Source organism: Pantoea sp. SIMBA_079, assembly GCF_046940275.1.
Classification (GTDB): Bacteria; Pseudomonadota; Gammaproteobacteria; order Enterobacterales; family Enterobacteriaceae; genus Pantoea; species Pantoea borealis.
Genome location: NZ_JAWRYR010000001.1, coordinates 291542 through 308449, shown reverse-complemented (window position 1 = coordinate 308449; position 16908 = coordinate 291542). Strand labels below are relative to the sequence as shown.

At 61.3% G+C, this 16908-nt stretch carries 12 protein-coding genes; 4 read left to right on the top strand and 8 right to left on the bottom strand.

What is annotated here, in order from left to right; genetic code table 11:
- Positions 1-26: 26 nt before the first annotated feature.
- On the bottom strand, positions 27-1325 hold the full coding sequence (locus SB719_RS01365) for an NCS2 family permease (RefSeq protein WP_292970741.1): 1299 nt from the start codon (positions 1323-1325) through the stop codon (positions 27-29).
- Between the two features lie 407 nt (positions 1326-1732).
- Here SB719_RS01365 and SB719_RS01360 point away from each other — a divergent pair, with 407 nt between their 5' ends.
- Entirely contained in the window at positions 1733-2473 is a 741-nt protein-coding gene (locus SB719_RS01360; RefSeq protein ID WP_314689674.1) for a response regulator transcription factor, read from the top strand.
- Here the strand turns inward: SB719_RS01360 and SB719_RS01355 are convergent.
- From SB719_RS01355 to SB719_RS01335, 5 genes are all read right to left on the bottom strand, one after another.
- Positions 2416-3462, bottom strand: coding sequence for a carbohydrate kinase family protein (locus tag SB719_RS01355; RefSeq protein ID WP_304235708.1), 1047 nt, complete (start codon positions 3460-3462; stop codon positions 2416-2418). The genes SB719_RS01360 and SB719_RS01355 overlap by 58 nt on opposite strands.
- Before the next feature lies 1 nt (position 3463).
- Entirely contained in the window at positions 3464-4324 is an 861-nt protein-coding gene (locus SB719_RS01350) for a ketose 1,6-bisphosphate aldolase (RefSeq protein ID WP_304235711.1), read from the bottom strand.
- Positions 4325-4439: 115 nt separating this feature from the next.
- On the bottom strand, positions 4440-5378 hold the full coding sequence (locus tag SB719_RS01345) for an ABC transporter substrate-binding protein (RefSeq protein WP_065648973.1): 939 nt from the start codon (positions 5376-5378) through the stop codon (positions 4440-4442).
- Positions 5379-5448: 70 nt separating this feature from the next.
- Positions 5449-6432 (bottom strand): ABC transporter permease subunit, encoded by a 984-nt coding sequence (locus SB719_RS01340; protein ID WP_065648972.1) that lies wholly within the window; start codon positions 6430-6432, stop codon positions 5449-5451.
- A gap of 10 nt (positions 6433-6442) precedes the next feature.
- Complete coding sequence (locus tag SB719_RS01335) at positions 6443-7945, bottom strand: sugar ABC transporter ATP-binding protein (RefSeq protein WP_412158782.1); 1503 nt, start codon at positions 7943-7945, stop codon at positions 6443-6445.
- A 143-nt stretch (positions 7946-8088) separates the two neighbouring features.
- On the opposite strand from SB719_RS01335, the gene SB719_RS01330 reads away from it, so the two are divergent.
- Positions 8089-10677 (top strand): ATP-binding protein, encoded by a 2589-nt coding sequence (locus SB719_RS01330; RefSeq protein WP_065648970.1) that lies wholly within the window; start codon positions 8089-8091, stop codon positions 10675-10677.
- 7 nt (positions 10678-10684) lie between these two features.
- Here SB719_RS01330 and SB719_RS01325 read toward each other — a convergent pair whose 3' ends face one another.
- Positions 10685-11257, bottom strand: coding sequence for a phosphonate C-P lyase system protein PhnH (locus SB719_RS01325; RefSeq protein ID WP_314689093.1), 573 nt, complete (start codon positions 11255-11257; stop codon positions 10685-10687).
- A gap of 289 nt (positions 11258-11546) precedes the next feature.
- On the opposite strand from SB719_RS01325, the gene SB719_RS01320 reads away from it, so the two are divergent.
- Together SB719_RS01320 and SB719_RS01315 are read left to right on the top strand one after the other, a co-directional pair.
- The gene (locus SB719_RS01320) at positions 11547-13703 is read left to right on the top strand and encodes a putative bifunctional diguanylate cyclase/phosphodiesterase (protein ID WP_412158909.1); all 2157 of its coding nucleotides are present in this window, start codon (positions 11547-11549) and stop codon (positions 13701-13703) included.
- A gap of 456 nt (positions 13704-14159) precedes the next feature.
- Positions 14160-14639 carry a transposase gene (locus SB719_RS01315; RefSeq protein ID WP_314689097.1) on the top strand — a complete coding sequence of 160 codons (480 nt, stop codon included), beginning with the start codon at positions 14160-14162 and terminating at the stop codon, positions 14637-14639.
- 483 nt (positions 14640-15122) lie between these two features.
- On the opposite strand, the gene SB719_RS01310 is transcribed toward SB719_RS01315, so the two are convergent.
- Positions 15123-16904, bottom strand: a complete 1782-nt coding sequence (locus tag SB719_RS01310; RefSeq protein WP_065648965.1) for a thiamine pyrophosphate-requiring protein — start codon at positions 16902-16904, stop codon at positions 15123-15125.
- Positions 16905-16908 lie beyond the last annotated feature (4 nt).

Sequence of the window (16908 nt, the reverse complement as noted above, 5' to 3'; positions counted from 1 at the left end):
AGCCCGGGCGGGCTTCCCTTTTTTAATCAGGCGCTGAGCCAGCCCAGCTTGATGACAAACAGCAGTGAGAGGATCACCAGTGCGCTATTGACCTCCCTGCTACGACCGCTCAGCAGCTTAACGACGGTCCAGGTGATGAAACCAAAGGCGATGCCGTTGGCAATGGAGTAGGTCAGCGGCATGGTCAGCGCCGTTACCGTTACCGGTGCTGCCGTCGTCACATCTTTCCAGTCAATTTCCGCCAGGCCGGACGCCATCAGTACGGCGACAAACAGCAGCGCCGGGGCAGTGGCCCAGACCGGCACGCTGCCCGCCAGCGGTGAGAAGAACAGGCTCAGCAGAAACAGCACGGCTACCACAACCGCCGTCAGACCGGTGCGTCCGCCGGCGCTGACGCCAGCCGCGGATTCCACATAGCTGGTGGTGGTTGAAGTGCCGAGCAGTGAGCCAAACAGCGCCGCCGCGCTGTCAGCGATCAGTGCGCGTCCCATTTTTGGCACGTTGCCCTGCTCATCCGCCAGGCCTGCGCGTTTCGTCACGCCCAGCAGCGTGCCCGTGTTATCAAACACATCAACAAACAGAAAGGCAAAAATTACGCTTACCAGCCCCACATTGAAGGCGCCGGCGATGTCGAGCTGCATAAAGGTAGGCGCAATCGAAGGCGGTGCGGAGAAGACGCCGCCAAACGGCGTCAGGCCGATGCCCATAGAGATAAAGGTCACCACCAGAATACCGATCAGCACCGCGCCGGTCACGCGGCGCGCTTCCAGCACCACGATGATAAAAAAGCCGAGCAGCGCCAGCAGCGGCCCCGGTTTGGTCAGATCGCCCAGCCCGACCAGCGTCGCCGGGTTATCCACCACAATGCCGGCACCTTCCAGCGCGATCAGCGCCAGAAACAGACCGATACCGGCGGCAATGCCGGCCCGCAGCGGCAGCGGGATGCTGGCGATAATCCACTCACGAATTTTAAAGATGGAGAGGGCAAAGAAGATCACTGCCGAAAGAAACACTGCGCCCAGCGCAATCTGCCAGGTGTAACCCATATGCAGCACAACGGTGTAAGTGAAAAACGCGTTCAGCCCCATGCCGGGGGCCAGCGCAATCGGATAGTTAGCAATCAGTCCCATCAGAATCGAGCCGATTGCTGCCGCGAGACAGGTCGCCACGAACACCGCTCCTTTATCCATGCCGGTCGCGCCCAGAATCGCGGGGTTAACAAACAGGATATAGGCCATTGCGAGGAAGGTGGTGATCCCCGCCACGATCTCCGTGCGCACGGTGGTGTTGTGCGCCTTAAGCTTAAACAGTTTCTCTAACATCATTCTCTCTCATGAACGGAGACGCAGCGGCTGCGCGTTCTCACTGGCCAACGTGGTTAACAGCTGATTGTTTTTTGCTGAAAGCGAGTCTGCCGGACGTAAGGTTGCCCCCTCCGCTTTCCCCTGTCCTGATAGCAATTGCTGTGCCATCCTCTGCGCAATCGTTTACGTTTTCAGATACGCATCCGGTTAAGAAAAGTCTGAACCAGAAAGAAGCGCGATTATGGTGCATTGCCCCGCTGCTGCGCAATCGTTTTCCTTCATGCCACATTGTGCGCAATAATTTTGCGGTGCCGCACGCTTTCGCGTTCTGCCTGGCGATATCGCTCACGTTTCTGCTGCACGATTCAGCAGGTCAAAAACAGCAGGTTATAGTGCCTCTACTCTCTGCATGATAACGAGGCCGCGCCATGAAGCCCGCGATACTGATCGTTGACGATGATCGTGCCATCTGCGAACTGCTGCACGATGTCTTAAGTGAGCATGTTTCTGCCGTCTATCGCTGCCACCTCGGGCGCGATGTCCAGGCGCTGCTGACGCTGCACCCGGACATTTCGCTGGTGATGCTCGATATGATGCTGCCGGATACTAACGGGCTGCTGGTTCTGCAGCAGATCCAGCGAGAACATCCGGGCGTGCTGGTGATCATGCTGACTGGTATGGGATCGGAGGCCGAGATGGTGGTTGGCCTCGAAATGGGTGCCGATGACTATATCGCTAAGCCGTTCAATCCGCGTGTGGTGGTGGCCAGAGCGCGCGCCGCGCTGCGCCGCAGCGGCAGGCACGGGGAACCGGAGAGCGTACCCCCTGCAGGCTGGCAGTTCAACGGCTGGCAGCTGGATGAGATGCGCTGCCAGCTGCTGAATCCGCAGCGTGAAAGCGTGCCGCTGACGCAGGGAGAATATACGCTGCTGCGTGCGCTGGTTGCCCATGCCCGCAAAGTGTTAACGCGCGACCAGTTGCTGGAGCTGACGCACAGCGAAACGCTGGATGTCTTTGACCGCACTATCGACGTGCTGATCATGCGGCTGCGGCGTAAAATCGAAGCGAACCCGCATCAGCCAAACCTTATCCGCACCATTCGCGGCCTCGGCTATGTGTTTTCAGCCGACGTAGTGCGTCCGGCGGCGCGCGTGTCGCAGATCGCCTGATCCATCCAGCGCTGCATTTCCGGTAACGGCCGGATACCATCCAGCGCATTCGCCGCGCGCAGGTTAAAGCAGGCGCAGGTGTGCGCCAGCTGCAGGGTGGCTGACAGCGTATAGCCCTCGTGGCTGGCGTACAGCACGCCGGCGCAGAAAGCGTCCCCGGCCCCCACGCTGCCGACAATATCGCTGGCATCAAGCTGCCATGCCGGCTGCCAGCACGCCTCTCCGCCCCTTTCTGCCCCCCATGCGCCTTCCGGTGCGTGGATCACCACGCGCTGACGCACGCCCTGCTGCAGAAGCCAGACGCCCGCAGCGGCAAACGCCTCCGGCGGTGCCAGCCCGGTGCCGTGCCGCAGCGGGATGCCGGTCAGCGCTGACGCTTCCAGTTCATTGATGATCAGATAGTCGAGCCAGCGCAGCGCCGGCAGCACCAGGGCGCGGTGATCGCCGGCGCGGGAGACCAGATCGAGCGAGGTCAGATAGCCGCGCTGCTGCATCTGTGCCAGCAGCCGCGCGCTGCGCGTGCCGAACTGCGCGTCAGGCTGGTCAAGCTGGTCGAGCAGCAGCAGATAGCCGAGATGAAAAATGCGGTGCGGGGTTGCAAGCTCGCGGAAATGCGCCACATCAAGCAGCGCGCTGGCGCCGCGCGCGTGGAAAAAGGTGCGCTGACCATCCGGCGTGGTCATCACCTGCGTCATGGCGGTGGCCGCCGCACGGGTGCGCGTCACGCCGTGGCACTCCACGCCCTCCTCACGCAGCCGCTGCAGCAGATAGTCACCGTCCGCATCCTCGCCCGTGATACCGGCACCCGCCAGCGGTAAACCTGACTGCATGCGTGCCAGCGTCAGGATCACATTCGGCACCGCGCCGCCGCTGCAGCGCTCGCGCGCCACAATTTCGGTCAGCCAGCCCTGCTCCGGCCAGTGCGTAATGCGCTGTACATGATCGACCAGCAGGGTACCGGCGGCCAGAATGCCGCTGCGCGCCGTCATCTCAGGCGCGTCCGCTGCTGCCGAAGATCTGCATCTGCTGCGCGACCACGCTGCTGATATTGCGCTCCACCGCCATAAGCAGCTCAGCAAAACTGTCATAGCGGGCGTCGCGCTGGCCGATCTGCGTTTCGATTGCGTCCAGCGCCGCCTGAGACATGCCGGTATAGAAGTTGATTTTATGAATGCCAAGCGTAATAGCGCGGCGAAAGTCGGCGTCGCTAATCCCCGAGCCGCCGTGCAGCACCAGCGGAATACCTGCTGCGCTGCGGATCGCCGCCAGCCGGTCGAAGTCGAGGCGGGGTTCGCCTTTATATTTACCGTGCGCGTTGCCAATCGCCACCGCCAGGCAGTCGATGCCGGTGCTCTTTACAAAGTCAGCCGCCCGCGCCGGATCGGTAAACTTTGCGCTGTCCGCTTCACCGGTCAGCGCTCCGCCTTCGTCGCCGCCCACCGCGCCCAGCTCCGCTTCGACCGAAACGCCCACCGCATGACAGAGTCTGACGACTTCCTGCGTCTGACGCACATTCTCGTCATAGGTCAGCCCGGAGCCGTCAAACATTACCGAGGTAAAGCCGAGGCGTACCGCCTGTACCACCGCCTCAAAATGCAGACCGTGATCGAGATTGAGTACCACCGGAATCGCGTGCCGCGCCGCCTCACAGCGAATCGCCGCAACCAGGTGATCGAGGCTGACATACTTAAAATGCACCTCGGCGAGATTGATGATAAAGGGTGAGCGCTGCTGCTCTGCCGCCTGGAACAGCGCGCGCAGAAAGTGGGTGTCGAGGACGTTGAATGCGCCCAGCGCGTAGCCGTGCTGCTGCGCATGGGCCAGCCCCTGCGCCAGAGATATCAGTGCCATGAAGTGCTCCCGTCACGTGAGGGGTAAATGGATGGCGCGGCGGCAGACAAACGTGTTGCCGCCGCAGCCCTCTCCCGCCTGCGGGAGAGGGATTACCGCCGGAATATCCGGCGCGTTATTTCACTGTCCAGCCTTTGTAGCTGCTCACGTTGTTGCGATCGATCATCGTCACCGGAATCAGCACCGGTTTGTCAGGGGCAGGTTTACCCTGCAGTATGTTGTAACCAATTTCTACCGCTTTCTCCGCCATCACCTGCGGATCCTGCGCCGGGGTCGCCACAAACAGCGAGCCTTTGCGCTTCAGCGCCTCTTCCCCGTCCGGCGAACCATCAACGCCTACAATAAAGAATTCGCTGCGCTGCGCCTGTTTTGCCGCCAGATCGGCGCCGATTGCGGTCGGGTCATTGATGGCAAATACGGCGTCGATCTTCGGATTAGCCGAAAGCAGGCCGGTCATCACCTCCAGCCCGCCTTCACGGCTGCCTTTGGCGTTCTGGTTGTAGGAGAGCAGCTTAATATCGGGGTGCGTTTTCAGCTCATTCATACAGCCTTCGACGCGGTTCTGCACCGCCGAAACCGGCGGCCCGTTAATGATCACGACGTTGCCCTTCGCGTTCAGGCGGTCAGAGATATATTTGCACGCCATGGCACCTGCCTGGGTGTTATCCGAGGTAATCGTCGCGTTAGCACCATCGGCGGCCACGTCCACCGCCACCACAACAATGCCGGCGTCACGCGCCCGCTTCACCGCCGGCGCAATGCCTTTAGAGTCGGCGGCGTTAAGAATGATCATATCCACTTTGGCGGCGATGAAATTATCAATCTGCCCCACCTGCTGACCGAGATCGTAGCCGCTGGAGACCAGCGTCACGTTGACCTTGTCGCCCGCCAGCTCGCGGGCTTTCAGCTCGGCACCTTTGGTGATCTGCACAAAGAACGGGTTGGCGAGATCGCCTACGGTCACCCCTATCGATTTCAGCTCTTTCGCCTGCACCAGCGGCGCGCTCAGCAGCGTGGCCGCCAGCAGTCCGGTTACAATCGGATTAAAACGCATAGTTGATGTTCTCCTGCTTTTTATTGTTAGCGGTCCGCGGGATCGCCACCTGGAAACGCTGCACCGGCCTTCAGCTGACGTGATGACGGGTACGGTATTTATCGATTAATACGGCCACGATGATCACGCCGCCTTTGATCACCAGCTGCCAGAAGTAGGAGACGCCCATCAGCGTCATGCCGTTGTTGAGCGTGGCGATAATCAGCGCCCCAATCAGCGTGCCGGTGATGGTGCCGATACCGCCGACAAAGCTGGTGCCGCCGAGGATCACCGCAGCAATCGCATCCAGTTCATACCCCACGCCAAGGTTGCCGTTGGCGCTGTAGAGCCGTGAGGCGCTCATCAGCCCCCCCAGCCCGGAGAGCAGACCGCTCATGGCGTAAACAAAGATCAGCACTGCGCCCACTTTGATCCCGGTCAGACGAGCCGCCTGCATGTTGCCGCCCACGGCATAGATATGAATACCCAGGGTGGTACGGCGCAGAATGAACCAGCAGAGCGCAATGACCGCAAAGGCGATAATAATCAGCCACGGCACCGGGCCGAGATAACCGTTACCTATCCATTCAAAATTGATATTGGAGTTAATGACCGTCGTGCCGTCAGCCAGCAGGTAGGCGGCCCCGCGCAGGGCGGTATAGGTGCCGAGCGTGACAATAAACGGCGGCAGTCCGGCCCAGGCGACCAGAATGCCGTTAAACAGCCCCATGATAAGCCCGGCCCCCAGCGCTGCAGGGATCGTCAGACTGGCAAAGGCGGGATCGAGCGATACCACCATGGCCACTACCGCGGTGGTGCCGAGCATCGAGCCCACCGACAGATCGATACCGCCGGTCAGAATGACAAACGTCATCCCCGCCGCCAGCACGATATTGATAGAGGCCTGACGGGTTATGTTCAGCAGGTTCGCTTCGGTAAAAAAGTTAGGCGCAATAAAGCCAAACACCGCCACAATCAGGATCAGAATCGGCAGGATCCCCACCGTCTGCAGCAAATCACTCATTAACGCCCGTTTCAGCGTCGGGCTGGCTACGCGTGTGGTTTCGCTGGTCATTCCCCTCTCCTCAGGCTGTAACCGGCTGAGCGCCGGTGGCCAGTGTCATGATATTTTCCTGGCTGATTGCGTCACCGCTCAGCTCGCCGGCAATGGTGCCTTCACGCATGACGTAGACGCGATCGCTCATGCCCACCACCTCCGGCAGTTCGCTGGAGATCATCAGAATCGCCACGCCCTGCTGCGCCAGCTGATTCATCATGCGGTAAATTTCACTCTTCGCCCCGACATCCACGCCGCGCGTCGGTTCGTCCAGAATCAGAATGCGCGGCGCAATAGATACCCAGCGCGAAATCAGCAGCTTCTGCTGGTTGCCGCCTGAGAGCCCGCCCGCGCGTACCTGCGCATGCGGCACGCGAATATTGAGCGACGCGATAGCGTCACTGGCGATCTTCTGCCCCTTGCGCCGGTTCAGCAGGCCGTAGCTGGCGTCGCGCTCCAGCGTCGCCATCACAATGTTCTCCCGCGCGGCCAGCTCCAGAAACAGCCCCTGCTCTTTGCGGTTCTCGGTAAGAAAGCCGATGCCGCGGGCGATCGCTTCACGCGGAGAACGGATGTGCACTTTTTCACCGTCGATCCAGATCTCTCCGCCCGCGGGCTGCTGCACGCCGAAAATCAGCTGCGCCAGCTCGCTGCGTCCGGCCCCCACCAGGCCGGCGAGGCCGACGATCTCACCGGCACGCACCGCCAGGCTGCTGGGGTGGACTTTGTTCCGGTCAGTCAGGTGATTGACCGCCAGACGGATAGCCCCAAATGGAATGTCGCGCGCTTTATTAAACAGGTCGCTGAGCGGACGCCCGACCATCATGCGCACCAGCTCGCTGGCGTTAAGCTGCTCACGCGTCAGGCTGCCCACATACTCACCGTCGCGCAGCACGCTGACGCGATCGGACAGTTCATAGACCTCAGCCATACGGTGGCTGATGTAGATAATCGCCATACCTTCACTGCGCAGCCGCTTGATCAGCGCAAACAGCTGTTCCGTTTCCCGGCTGGAGAGCGCGGCGGTAGGTTCATCCATCACCAGAATGCGGCTGTTGCGGTGCAGCGCGCGGGCGATCTCTACCTGCTGCTGCTCGGCGATGCTCAGACGCCCGACCAGATCGGTCGCGCTAAAGCGCGCGCCCAGCCGCGCAATCACCTGCTGCGCCTCTTCTGCCATCTGCCGGCGTCTGACCAGCCCGCCGCGCGCAATCTCACTGCCGAGAAAAATGTTTTCCGCGACCGTAAGGTTGGGTGCCAGATTGATCTCCTGATAGATCAGCGTAATGCCCGCCGCCAGCGCCTCTTTGGGGCCGCGGATGACGTAAGATTTCCCTTCAATCAGGATCTCCCCGCTGCTGGCGCTGTAGGCACCGGCCAGAATCTTCATCAGGGTGCTCTTACCGGCCCCGTTTTCCCCCATCAGCGCGTGTACTTCGCCCGGCCAGACGGTGAGGTCCACGCCCTTCAGAGCGTAAAAGCTGCCGAAGCGCCGGGTAATACCGCGCATTTCCAGTATCGGTGCTGTCATTGCCGCGCTCCTGCTGCCGGATAGTGCTGAGCAGTGTCACCGCGCAACATAAATGGAAAATGTCAGCGTCTGTTCATATTTGTCATATTGCTTCTGATGGCCACTTTTATACTCGGCTGACGTTTCGCATGACGAGGTGGCGCATGAGTCAGACTCTGCCGTGGTATGCCGGTGCCCGTGGCCGCCTGCTGCTGTTTAATCTGCTGGTGGTCGGCGTAACGCTGGCGGTCAGCCTGGTGGCGATTACCGGATTCCGTCACGCCGGTACGATTCAGGAAGAGGCGCAGGCGCAGACGCTGGCCGATATGAATGGCAGCCTGGCGCTGGCACGTGACACGGCCAACGTGGCGACGGCAGCGGTACGTCTGTCGCAGGTCGTGGGCGCACTGGAGTACCAGAGTGAATCGGCGCGTCTGCAACAGACGCAGCAGGCGCTGCAGCAGGCGCTGACGCAGCTGGCAGCGGCACCTGTTGCCAGGCTGCAGCCCGCCCTGCTCAGCCGCATTCGTGAGCGCAGCCAGATGCTGGAGCAGAGCATCACGCTGCTGCTGCAGAGGGGGCATCAGCGGCACCTGCAGCGTAATACCATGCTAAGCGGGCTGTGGCAGGCCCAGCTGCTGCTGAACCGCATTAATGCCCTGGCAAGCAACGCCGCTTTTCTGCCGCTGCGTCAGCAGAGCGAGAGCCTGCTCGCGGTAGCGATCCGCTCCGCCACGCCGCAGGCTGCGGTGCAGCAGCTCACCTCTATTTTGCCGGTCTGGTCAGCCCTGCCGCTGGAGGGGGTGCTGGCACTGCAGCGGGCGCGCTTTATCCGCGTTCTCAGCGCGCTGGAGCCCGTTGCCCTGGACCTTGAAGAGAGCGATACCGGCATCGCTTACGCGACTTATCGCATCAAGGCGCTGGTGGCGATGCTCAATGAGGACATTACCCGCTATGTGCAGCAGGTCGCCCAGCAGAGCGATGCACGCAGCGCCAGCACGCACCGTGAACTCGACTCAGTCATCGGGTTTATCGCACTGTTTATGCTGCTGGCGCTGCTGATCACCGGTTACGCCGGCTACTACATCTACCGCAATCTCGGCTCCGGTCTTACCGCTATCGCCCGCGCCATGACGCAGCTGGCGCAGGGAGAGAAAGGCGTCAGCGTGCCCGGTCAGACGCGGCGCGACGAACTGGGCGATCTGGCGCGGGCGTTTAACGTTTTCGCCCGCAACACCGCCTCACTGGCGCACACCTCTTCACTGCTGAAGGAGAAAAGCACCCAGCTGGAGTCAACCTTTCTCGCCATGCGCGACGGCTTTGCGCTGTTTGATAACAGCGGGCAGCTGGTGGTCTGGAACGCACAATATGCGCAGCTGCTGGGTATTGCGCCGCATGAGCTTCAGCGCGGCCTGCACTATCAGCAGCTGCTGGCACGACTGAATGTGCAGCTGCTCAGCCTGCAGGATGCGCAGGAGGTGCGGCTGCCCGACGGGCGTACGCTGGAGCTGCGTTTCAGTCCGGTGCCGCGCCGTGGCATGGTCAACACCGTGCTGGAGCGCACCTCGCGCAAGGCGCTGGAAGAGGCGCTGCTGCACAGCCAGAAAATGAAAGCGGTGGGCCAGCTCACCGGCGGCCTGGCGCACGATTTTAACAATCTGCTGGCCGTGATTATCGGCAGCCTGGCGCTCACAGCCGATCAGCTGCCGGCTGGCACGCTGGCGACCCGCATAGAGCGCGCCCGCCAGGCCGCGGACCGCGCCGCGCAGCTTACCCAGCGCCTGCTCGCGTTTTCCCGTAAACAGGCGCTCTATCCGCGGGCGGTTGCGGTGGTGGATCTGGTCGAAGATCTGCATTCGCTGCTGCAGCACGCCCTGCTGCCCGGTCAGCAGCTGGTGACCGAGGCGCCGCGGCCCGGCTGGCCGGCGTGGATTGATGCCGGTCAGCTTGAAAATGCGCTGATGAACCTGGTGGTCAACGCGCGCGATGCGCTGCAGCAGCAGCCCGGCGAGATTGTGCTGCGCGTCTGGAACCAGCGCAAAGCGTCGGCAGCGGGAAAACGCGAGTGGGTGGTGGTGGAGGTCATCGATCGCGGCTGCGGCATGTCAGCGGAAGTCCGTCAGCAGGTCTTTGAACCTTTCTTCACCACCAAACCTACCGGCAGTGGCAGCGGACTGGGGCTCTCGATGGTCTATGGCTTTGTGCGGCAGTCGGGCGGTGAAATTGCGCTGGAAACCGCGCCGGGCCAGGGCACCACGGTACGCCTGCTGCTGCCGCGCGCGGCGGAAGCAGCACAGCCGGTCGCTGCGCCTCCGCCTGCTGTACCCGGCGCCAGCCGCGATCGTCTGGTGCTGGTACTGGATGATGAACCCGCCGTGCGGCAGACGCTGTGTGATCATTTGCATCAGCTTGGCTATCTGACGCTGGAGTGCGGCGACGGTGCCAGCGCGCTGGCGCTGCTGCAGCAGACGCCTGATATCGATCTGCTGATCAGTGATCTGATGCTGCCTGGTCCGCTCAGCGGCGCCGATGTAATACGTCAGGCGCAGCAGCAGTGGCCGCAGCTCGCGACGCTGCTGATCAGCGGGCAGGATCTGCGCCGGTCGCAGGTGACGTTACCGCTGTGCGAGCGGCTGGCGAAGCCCTGGCAGCAGGCGCAGCTGGTTCAGGCGCTGGAGCGGGCCTGGCAGCGCAGCGCACGGCTGAGCCGCGCGCGGCAGGCTGCGCCTTCAGCACCGGTATCCCGCGGATAGCAAGTGCTCAGCACACCGTGACCCTGACGTCATGCGGCAGCGCCATTAATGTTTCGCCGCAGGTAAACATTAAATCACCCCGCTGCCGGGAGGGGTGCGGATGCTCGCGCAGATAAGTGAGCACCGCCGGCGGCAGCTGCGGTGCGACCGCGCGCGTTTCACGCAGCCCGCCGCCACTGAGACGCAATGTCAGACCGCCGTTCAGGCCTGGTAACTCAATAATCAGCGTACGGATATTGCCGGCGGCATGCTGCCGGGCCATCAGACAGGCGGGATCGGGATTTGCCCCGGCGTGACTCAGGGCCAGCGACGCCTCACAGGCGGGGACCAGCGGCATGCCGGTACAAAAATGCAGCGAGCTGCGCAGCGCCGCACTGTCAATCTGCGGATCGAGCCAGAGCGTATCGGCCCCCTCTTCCCGCGTCAGCAGCAGCGCGCTGGCGGCTGAGGAGAGTTCGTTTCGCCCCGGCATCAGCGGCAGCGACACCACGACGCCTGGCTCGCTCATCGCTTTGCGGAGGCGGCGGGACGCCTGCTGAGCATCCGCGACGGAATAATGAAAACTGGCCAGTAAGCTCATGGGTCCTCTTTGTGTACCGGAATAAAAAATAAACTGCCGGGCTGTTCAGCGCCCTGCTCCGGGCTGAGACGGGATCGGCCCTGCCCGGCTTGATAGACGCTCAGGATGCGTGGAGCAGATGACAGCGGGGTGACGACGGCATGACGGCCTGATGAATCTGCCGCTGCAGCCCCCCTGACGCATCAGGATGATTAATAAGTCCATCTGACGCTGTGCCGCTTACCGCCAGGCACAAACCCGCCTTTCTGCTAACTTATTCATTAGGGCCGCCTGTTTATATGAAGAAAAAATAATGAATTCAATCAGAACATCCCGTCAGTTCCGGCACAGTTTTTTGCGTCAGGTGGTCGCGCCGCTGATCGCGATTCTGGGGCTGTCGTTTGCCGGGGCCGGCAGCGGGCTTTACTGGGGGACATCCGTGACCAACAGTGAAGCGCGTGAGCAGCAGCAGCGTATGATTTCCGCCTCATTTGACCAGAGCCTCAGTGAGCATTTGCGCCAGCTGCGCAGCCTGACGCGCTGGTCACCGCTTGCCGGCCATCTGACACGGGGTGACGCAGACCAGGCCTGGCTGGATCAGAATGTTGGCAGCTGGCTCTATGAGATGTTTGCGCATCAGCTGATCCTGCTGCTGGACAGCAGGCAGCAGCCGGTTGCCGTCTGGCGCAACGGTGAACCGGTCAGCCCACAGGCGGTCGGTCCGTGGCTGCGCAATCTGCTCGCCACGCCGCTGGTAACCCGCGCGGCTGGCGCAGAGGACCGGGCCGATTTTGTGCGTATTGCCGGCCGCGCTGCTGCGCTGGCCGTGGGCAGGATCAGCGCACCTGATAGTACCACCCGGTTTAGCCTGGTGAGCGTTGCGTTTCTCGATGACGGCTATCTGCGCCACCTCTCCGAACGCAGCCAGCTGGCGCAGCTGCACTTTAGCGACACGCCGCCTACTGATAAGAAGAGCGCGTTCTGGACACTTTCATCGCAGAGTGGCCAGCGGGTAGGCTATCTGAGCTGGCAGCCCGACAAGCCTGGCGCACAGATGCTGCGGACTATCATCCCCTCGACGCTGCTGTCGGTGATGATCATTACCCTGCTCTGCCTGTTTATGGTGCGGCGCATCTGGACCTCTTCACTCAGTCTGTCACAGTCGCTGGTCCGGCTGGGCGCCAGCGAGGCGCAGGCGCAGCATCTTGCGTTTCATGACGTGCTGACCGGCCTGCCCAACCGTGCGCTGGTAGAAGATCGTCTGACCCAGGCGCTGGCCGCCGCGCTCCGGCACGATCGCCGCGTGGCGCTGCTGCTGCTCGATCTGGATCGGTTTAAAAATATCAATGACACCTGGGGTCATCACGCCGGTGATGAACTCATCCGCGAGGTGGCGCGTCGCCTGAGCGAGATGGTGCGTACCAGCGACACCGTGGGACGCATTGGCGGCGATGAATTTATTATCGTGATGCCGGATACGGAGACTATCGGCCAGGTGCATACGCTGGCGCAGCGCATCATCAGCACGCTCAGCGCCCCTTATCATCTGCTGGGTAATGAGCTGTGGGTCGGCGTCAGCATCGGGCTGGCGCTGGCACCGAACGATGGCACAGATCGGCTGGAGCTGATGCGTAAGGCAGATATCGCGCTGTATGACGCCAAAAATCACGGGCGCGGTCAGTTTCGCCAGTTTGAAAAAGCGATGGATGAGTCGCTGCGTACGCGGCAGGAGCTGGCGGCCGAGCTGCGTCAGGCGCTGGTCAATTTTACCGGCCTCGCCGTCTGGTATCAGCCGCTGATGGAGATTAATGGCGAGCGCGTCGTTGGCGTTGAGGCTCTGCTGCGCTGGCATCATCCGACACGCGGCGATATCTCCCCGGCTGACTTTATCGCTATCGCTGAAGAGACCGGACTGATCCTGCCGCTGGGCGAGTGGGTGCTGCGCGAAGCCTGCAAGACATCGCTGAAGCTGCCGCAGGTGGTGGTGGCAGTGAACGTGTCGCCGGTGCAGTTTCGCAGCAGTGGCTTTGTGCCCCGGCTGCTGGAGATTGTACAGAGCGAAGGGGCCGATCCGCAGCGTCTGGAGCTGGAGATCACCGAAGGCGTGCTGATTGAGGATGAGCATGCGGCACGCAGCTGTATTGTCGCCCTGCGTGAAGCGGGCTTCCGTATCGCGCTGGACGATTTTGGCACCGGTTACTCCAGTCTCAACTATCTGAGCAGTTTCCCGGTCGATAAGATAAAAATTGACCGTTCATTTACTCAGTCGCTCGGTGTGGCCGATAATTCAGCCGCGATTATCGAATCGGTGGTGCGGCTGGGACACGCTATGGGCCTTACCGTGACCGCCGAAGGCGTGGAGACGGAAGGACAGATGCACGCCCTCGCCAGCGCCGGCTGTAACCAGCTGCAGGGTTACCTGTTCAGCCATGCCGTCCCGCTGGCCGAGATTGAAAAAATGGTATAGGTGTCAGGGACGTATAAATGACGCCAGGGACGCATTAATGCGTCCCCTACGAGCACCGGGAATGCGTTGGTTATCGCGCCCGAATATAAATCTGCAGGGGCGCCATTGATGGCGCCCTGGCAATAATAAGCCACGGACGCATAAACGAAGCCACGGATGCATAAACGAAGCCAGGAGCGCATGAATGCGCCCCCTGTGGTGGATATGCAGGCGCGCCATTAATAGCGCCCGGATAACCGGCACCGCCGTATCCGTAGGGGCGCCATTGATGGCGCCCTGGCAACAATAAGCTACGGCGCATAAACGAAGCCAGGGGCGCATTAATGCGCCCCCTGTGGTGGATATGAAGGGGTGCCATTGATGGCGCCCTTACTTTTTCGCGACATCTCGCATCGTTAACGTGACTGACTCGCCTTTCTGCGCTGGAAAGAGAAAATAGCGGCGCAGGGAGGCACAATGCGAAACCGTAAAAATCCGCGTCTGACGCAATTTGATTATCGTACACCCGGCGCTTATTTCATTACCCTGGTCACCCGACAGCGCGCGTTACGGCTGGGGGAGATCCTGTCCGGCAGCCTGCACGCTTCGCCAGCCGGCCTCTGCGTTACCGAAGAGTGGGAGCGCCTTTCTGCCCGTTACAGCACGCTGGCAACAGATGCGTTTGTGGTAATGCCCAATCATCTGCACGGCATTATCTGGCTGCATCCGGGTAATCGTTGTTCGTTATCAGCCATTATTAATCACTTTAAAGCGGGTATTTCACGGCGCGCCGGGGTGCCTTTATGGCAGCGCGGCTTTTATGACCGCGTTATCCGTACGGAACAGGAGCTGGACGCGGTTCGCCGTTATATTGCAGAGAATCCACTGAAGTGGGAGCTGGACCGGTTGTTTGTTCGAGAACAGACGAGACATTTAAAGGATGAGAGGGGGGAATAGATGATGCCAGGGACGCATGAATGCGTCCCCTACGGCGGCACCGGGGATGCGTTATTTATCGTACCCGAATATAAATCTGTAGGGGCGCCATTTATGGCGCCCTGGCGGCAGTCAGGCACAGTGCATAAACGATGCCAGGGACGCATGAATGCGTCCCCTACGGCGGCACCGGGGATGCGTTATTTATCGCGCCCGGATATGAATCTGTAGGGGCGCCATTTATGGCGCCCTGGCGGCAGTCAGGCACAGTGCATAAACGATGCCAGGGACGCATGAATGCGTCCCCTACGGCGGCACCGGGGATGCGTTATTTATCGCGCCCGGATATGAATCTGTAGGGGCGCCATTTATGGCGCCCTGGCGACAGTCGGGCACAGTGCATAAACGATGCCAGGGGCGCATGAATGCGCCCCCTACGGGCAACTCTCGACATGCAGGGGCGCCATTTATGGCGCCCGGATAACAGACAGAGACCCGGCGGGATCAGCGTTTAGGGCGGATAAGCTGGCTGGCGGTGTCACCGATAATCTGTGCCACCCCGCGATCGCCTTTTACCATGGATGCCATAAACGATTTCGCCTGCTTAAACGTGATATGCGGCGGCAGCGGGGCCACTTCCGGATCGGTTTTCACCTCCAGCACCACCGGACGGGTTGCGCTGAGCGCCTGCTGCCAGGCGGCGGCTAACTCATCCGGATTATCAACCACGATCCCCTGCAGGCCGAGACTTTCGGCAAAGCGCGCGTAAGGCACATCGGGCAGCTGCTGCGACGCCTCGAAGCGCGGATTACCTTCCATCACGCGCTGCTCCCAGGTGACCTGATTAAGATCCTGGTTATTAAACACGCAGACAATCAGCCGCGGATCGGCCCACTGCTGCCAGTATTTCTGAATAGTGATGAGTTCAGCCATATTGTTCATCTGCATCGCCCCGTCTCCGACCAGCGCCACAACCGGTTTATCGGGATAAGCAAATTTGGCGGCGATAGCAAACGGCACGGCGGCGCCCATACAGGCGAGACCGCCGGACAGGGTGGCGCGCTGTCCCTGCTTCACGCGATAGTCGCGCGCAAACCAGTTAGCGCAGGAGCCGGAGTCAGAGGTGACGATAGCGTTTTCCGGCAGCTGCGGCGACATCTCCCACACCACCCGCTGTGGATTGACCGGGTTAGCCGGCGCCAGCGCCCGCTCCTCCATCAGCTGCCACCAGTCGCGTACCTGCACCGCGATCTGCTCCTGCCAGTGGCGATCGCTTTTATGCTGCAGCAGCGGTATCAGCGCCCGCAGCGTTTCGGCGCTGTCCCCGTGCAGGTTAACTTCACAGGGATAGCGCAGGCCCAGCATTGCCGGGTCAATATCAATCTGTACCGCACGCACCTTGCCTTCGGCGGGTAAAAATTCGGTCCACGGGAAACCGGTGCCGATCATCAGCAGCGTGTCGCACTCCTGCATCAGATCCCACGACGGTTTGGTGCCGAGCAGGCCAATCGATCCGGTTACAAAAGGCGCATCGTCCGGCAGCACATCTTTGCCCAGCAGCGCTTTGGCGACGCCCGCACCGAGCAGGTTCGCGGCCTGAACGACTTCCACTGCCGCACCGCGTGCGCCTGCACCTATCAGGATCGCCACCTTGCTGCCGGCGTTGAGTACCTCTGCCGCGCGCTGCAGATCCGCCTCATACGGGACGATTTTCGGTCGCTGATAGCCGGGGCCCGAGTGGGTAAAGCCGTGCGCATGCTGCGGCGGCTGCCAGGTTTCATCCTGAATATCTTTTGGCAGGATCAGCACCGCCACGCCGTTCTGCGCTTTTGCGATACGCACGCCGCGATCGACCAGATGCTGGATCTGCGCTGGCGCGGCCGCTTCCTGTACGAAATTGGCGACATCAGAAAACACGCGATCGAGGTTCATCTCCTGCTGATAACTGGCGCCGCGCGCGGTCGCCTCAGCCTGTCCGGCAATCGCCAGCACCGGCGCATGATCCATTTTGGCATCATAAAGGCCGGTCAGCAGATGGGTAGCGCCCGGTCCGCCGGTAGAGAGGCAGACGCCAAGCTCACCGGTAAATTTGGCGTGCCCGGCGGCCATAAACGCCGCCATCTCTTCATGACGCACCTGAATAAATTCAATACCGGCACCCGCTTTGTTGGCGCGCTGAATGGCACCCAGTACGCCGTTGATACCATCACCCGGATAGCCGTAAATGCGCGTGACGCCCCACGCCTGCAGACGCTCGACAAAAAAATCGCTGGTTTTTTTACTCATCCCG

What these genes read in the sequence shown, in the direction of transcription:
- SB719_RS01355 (WP_304235708.1), bottom strand. Translation starts at nt 3,462, where the DNA reads ATGACGGCGCGCAGCGGCATTCTGGCCGCCGGTACCCTGCTGGTCGAT.
- SB719_RS01340 (WP_065648972.1), bottom strand. Translation starts at nt 6,432, where the DNA reads ATGACCAGCGAAACCACACGCGTAGCCAGCCCGACGCTGAAACGGGCG.
- SB719_RS01345 (WP_065648973.1), bottom strand. Translation starts at nt 5,378, where the DNA reads ATGCGTTTTAATCCGATTGTAACCGGACTGCTGGCGGCCACGCTGCTG.
- SB719_RS01325 (WP_314689093.1), bottom strand. Translation starts at nt 11,257, where the DNA reads ATGAGCTTACTGGCCAGTTTTCATTATTCCGTCGCGGATGCTCAGCAG.
- SB719_RS01335 (WP_412158782.1), bottom strand. Translation starts at nt 7,945, where the DNA reads ATGACAGCACCGATACTGGAAATGCGCGGTATTACCCGGCGCTTCGGC.
- SB719_RS01350 (WP_304235711.1), bottom strand. Translation starts at nt 4,324, where the DNA reads ATGGCACTGATATCTCTGGCGCAGGGGCTGGCCCATGCGCAGCAGCAC.
- SB719_RS01360 (WP_314689674.1), top strand. Translation starts at nt 1,733, where the DNA reads ATGAAGCCCGCGATACTGATCGTTGACGATGATCGTGCCATCTGCGAA.
- SB719_RS01315 (WP_314689097.1), top strand. Translation starts at nt 14,160, where the DNA reads ATGCGAAACCGTAAAAATCCGCGTCTGACGCAATTTGATTATCGTACA.
- SB719_RS01365 (WP_292970741.1), bottom strand. Translation starts at nt 1,325, where the DNA reads ATGATGTTAGAGAAACTGTTTAAGCTTAAGGCGCACAACACCACCGTG.
- SB719_RS01310 (WP_065648965.1), bottom strand. Translation starts at nt 16,904, where the DNA reads ATGAGTAAAAAAACCAGCGATTTTTTTGTCGAGCGTCTGCAGGCGTGG.
- SB719_RS01330 (WP_065648970.1), top strand. Translation starts at nt 8,089, where the DNA reads ATGAGTCAGACTCTGCCGTGGTATGCCGGTGCCCGTGGCCGCCTGCTG.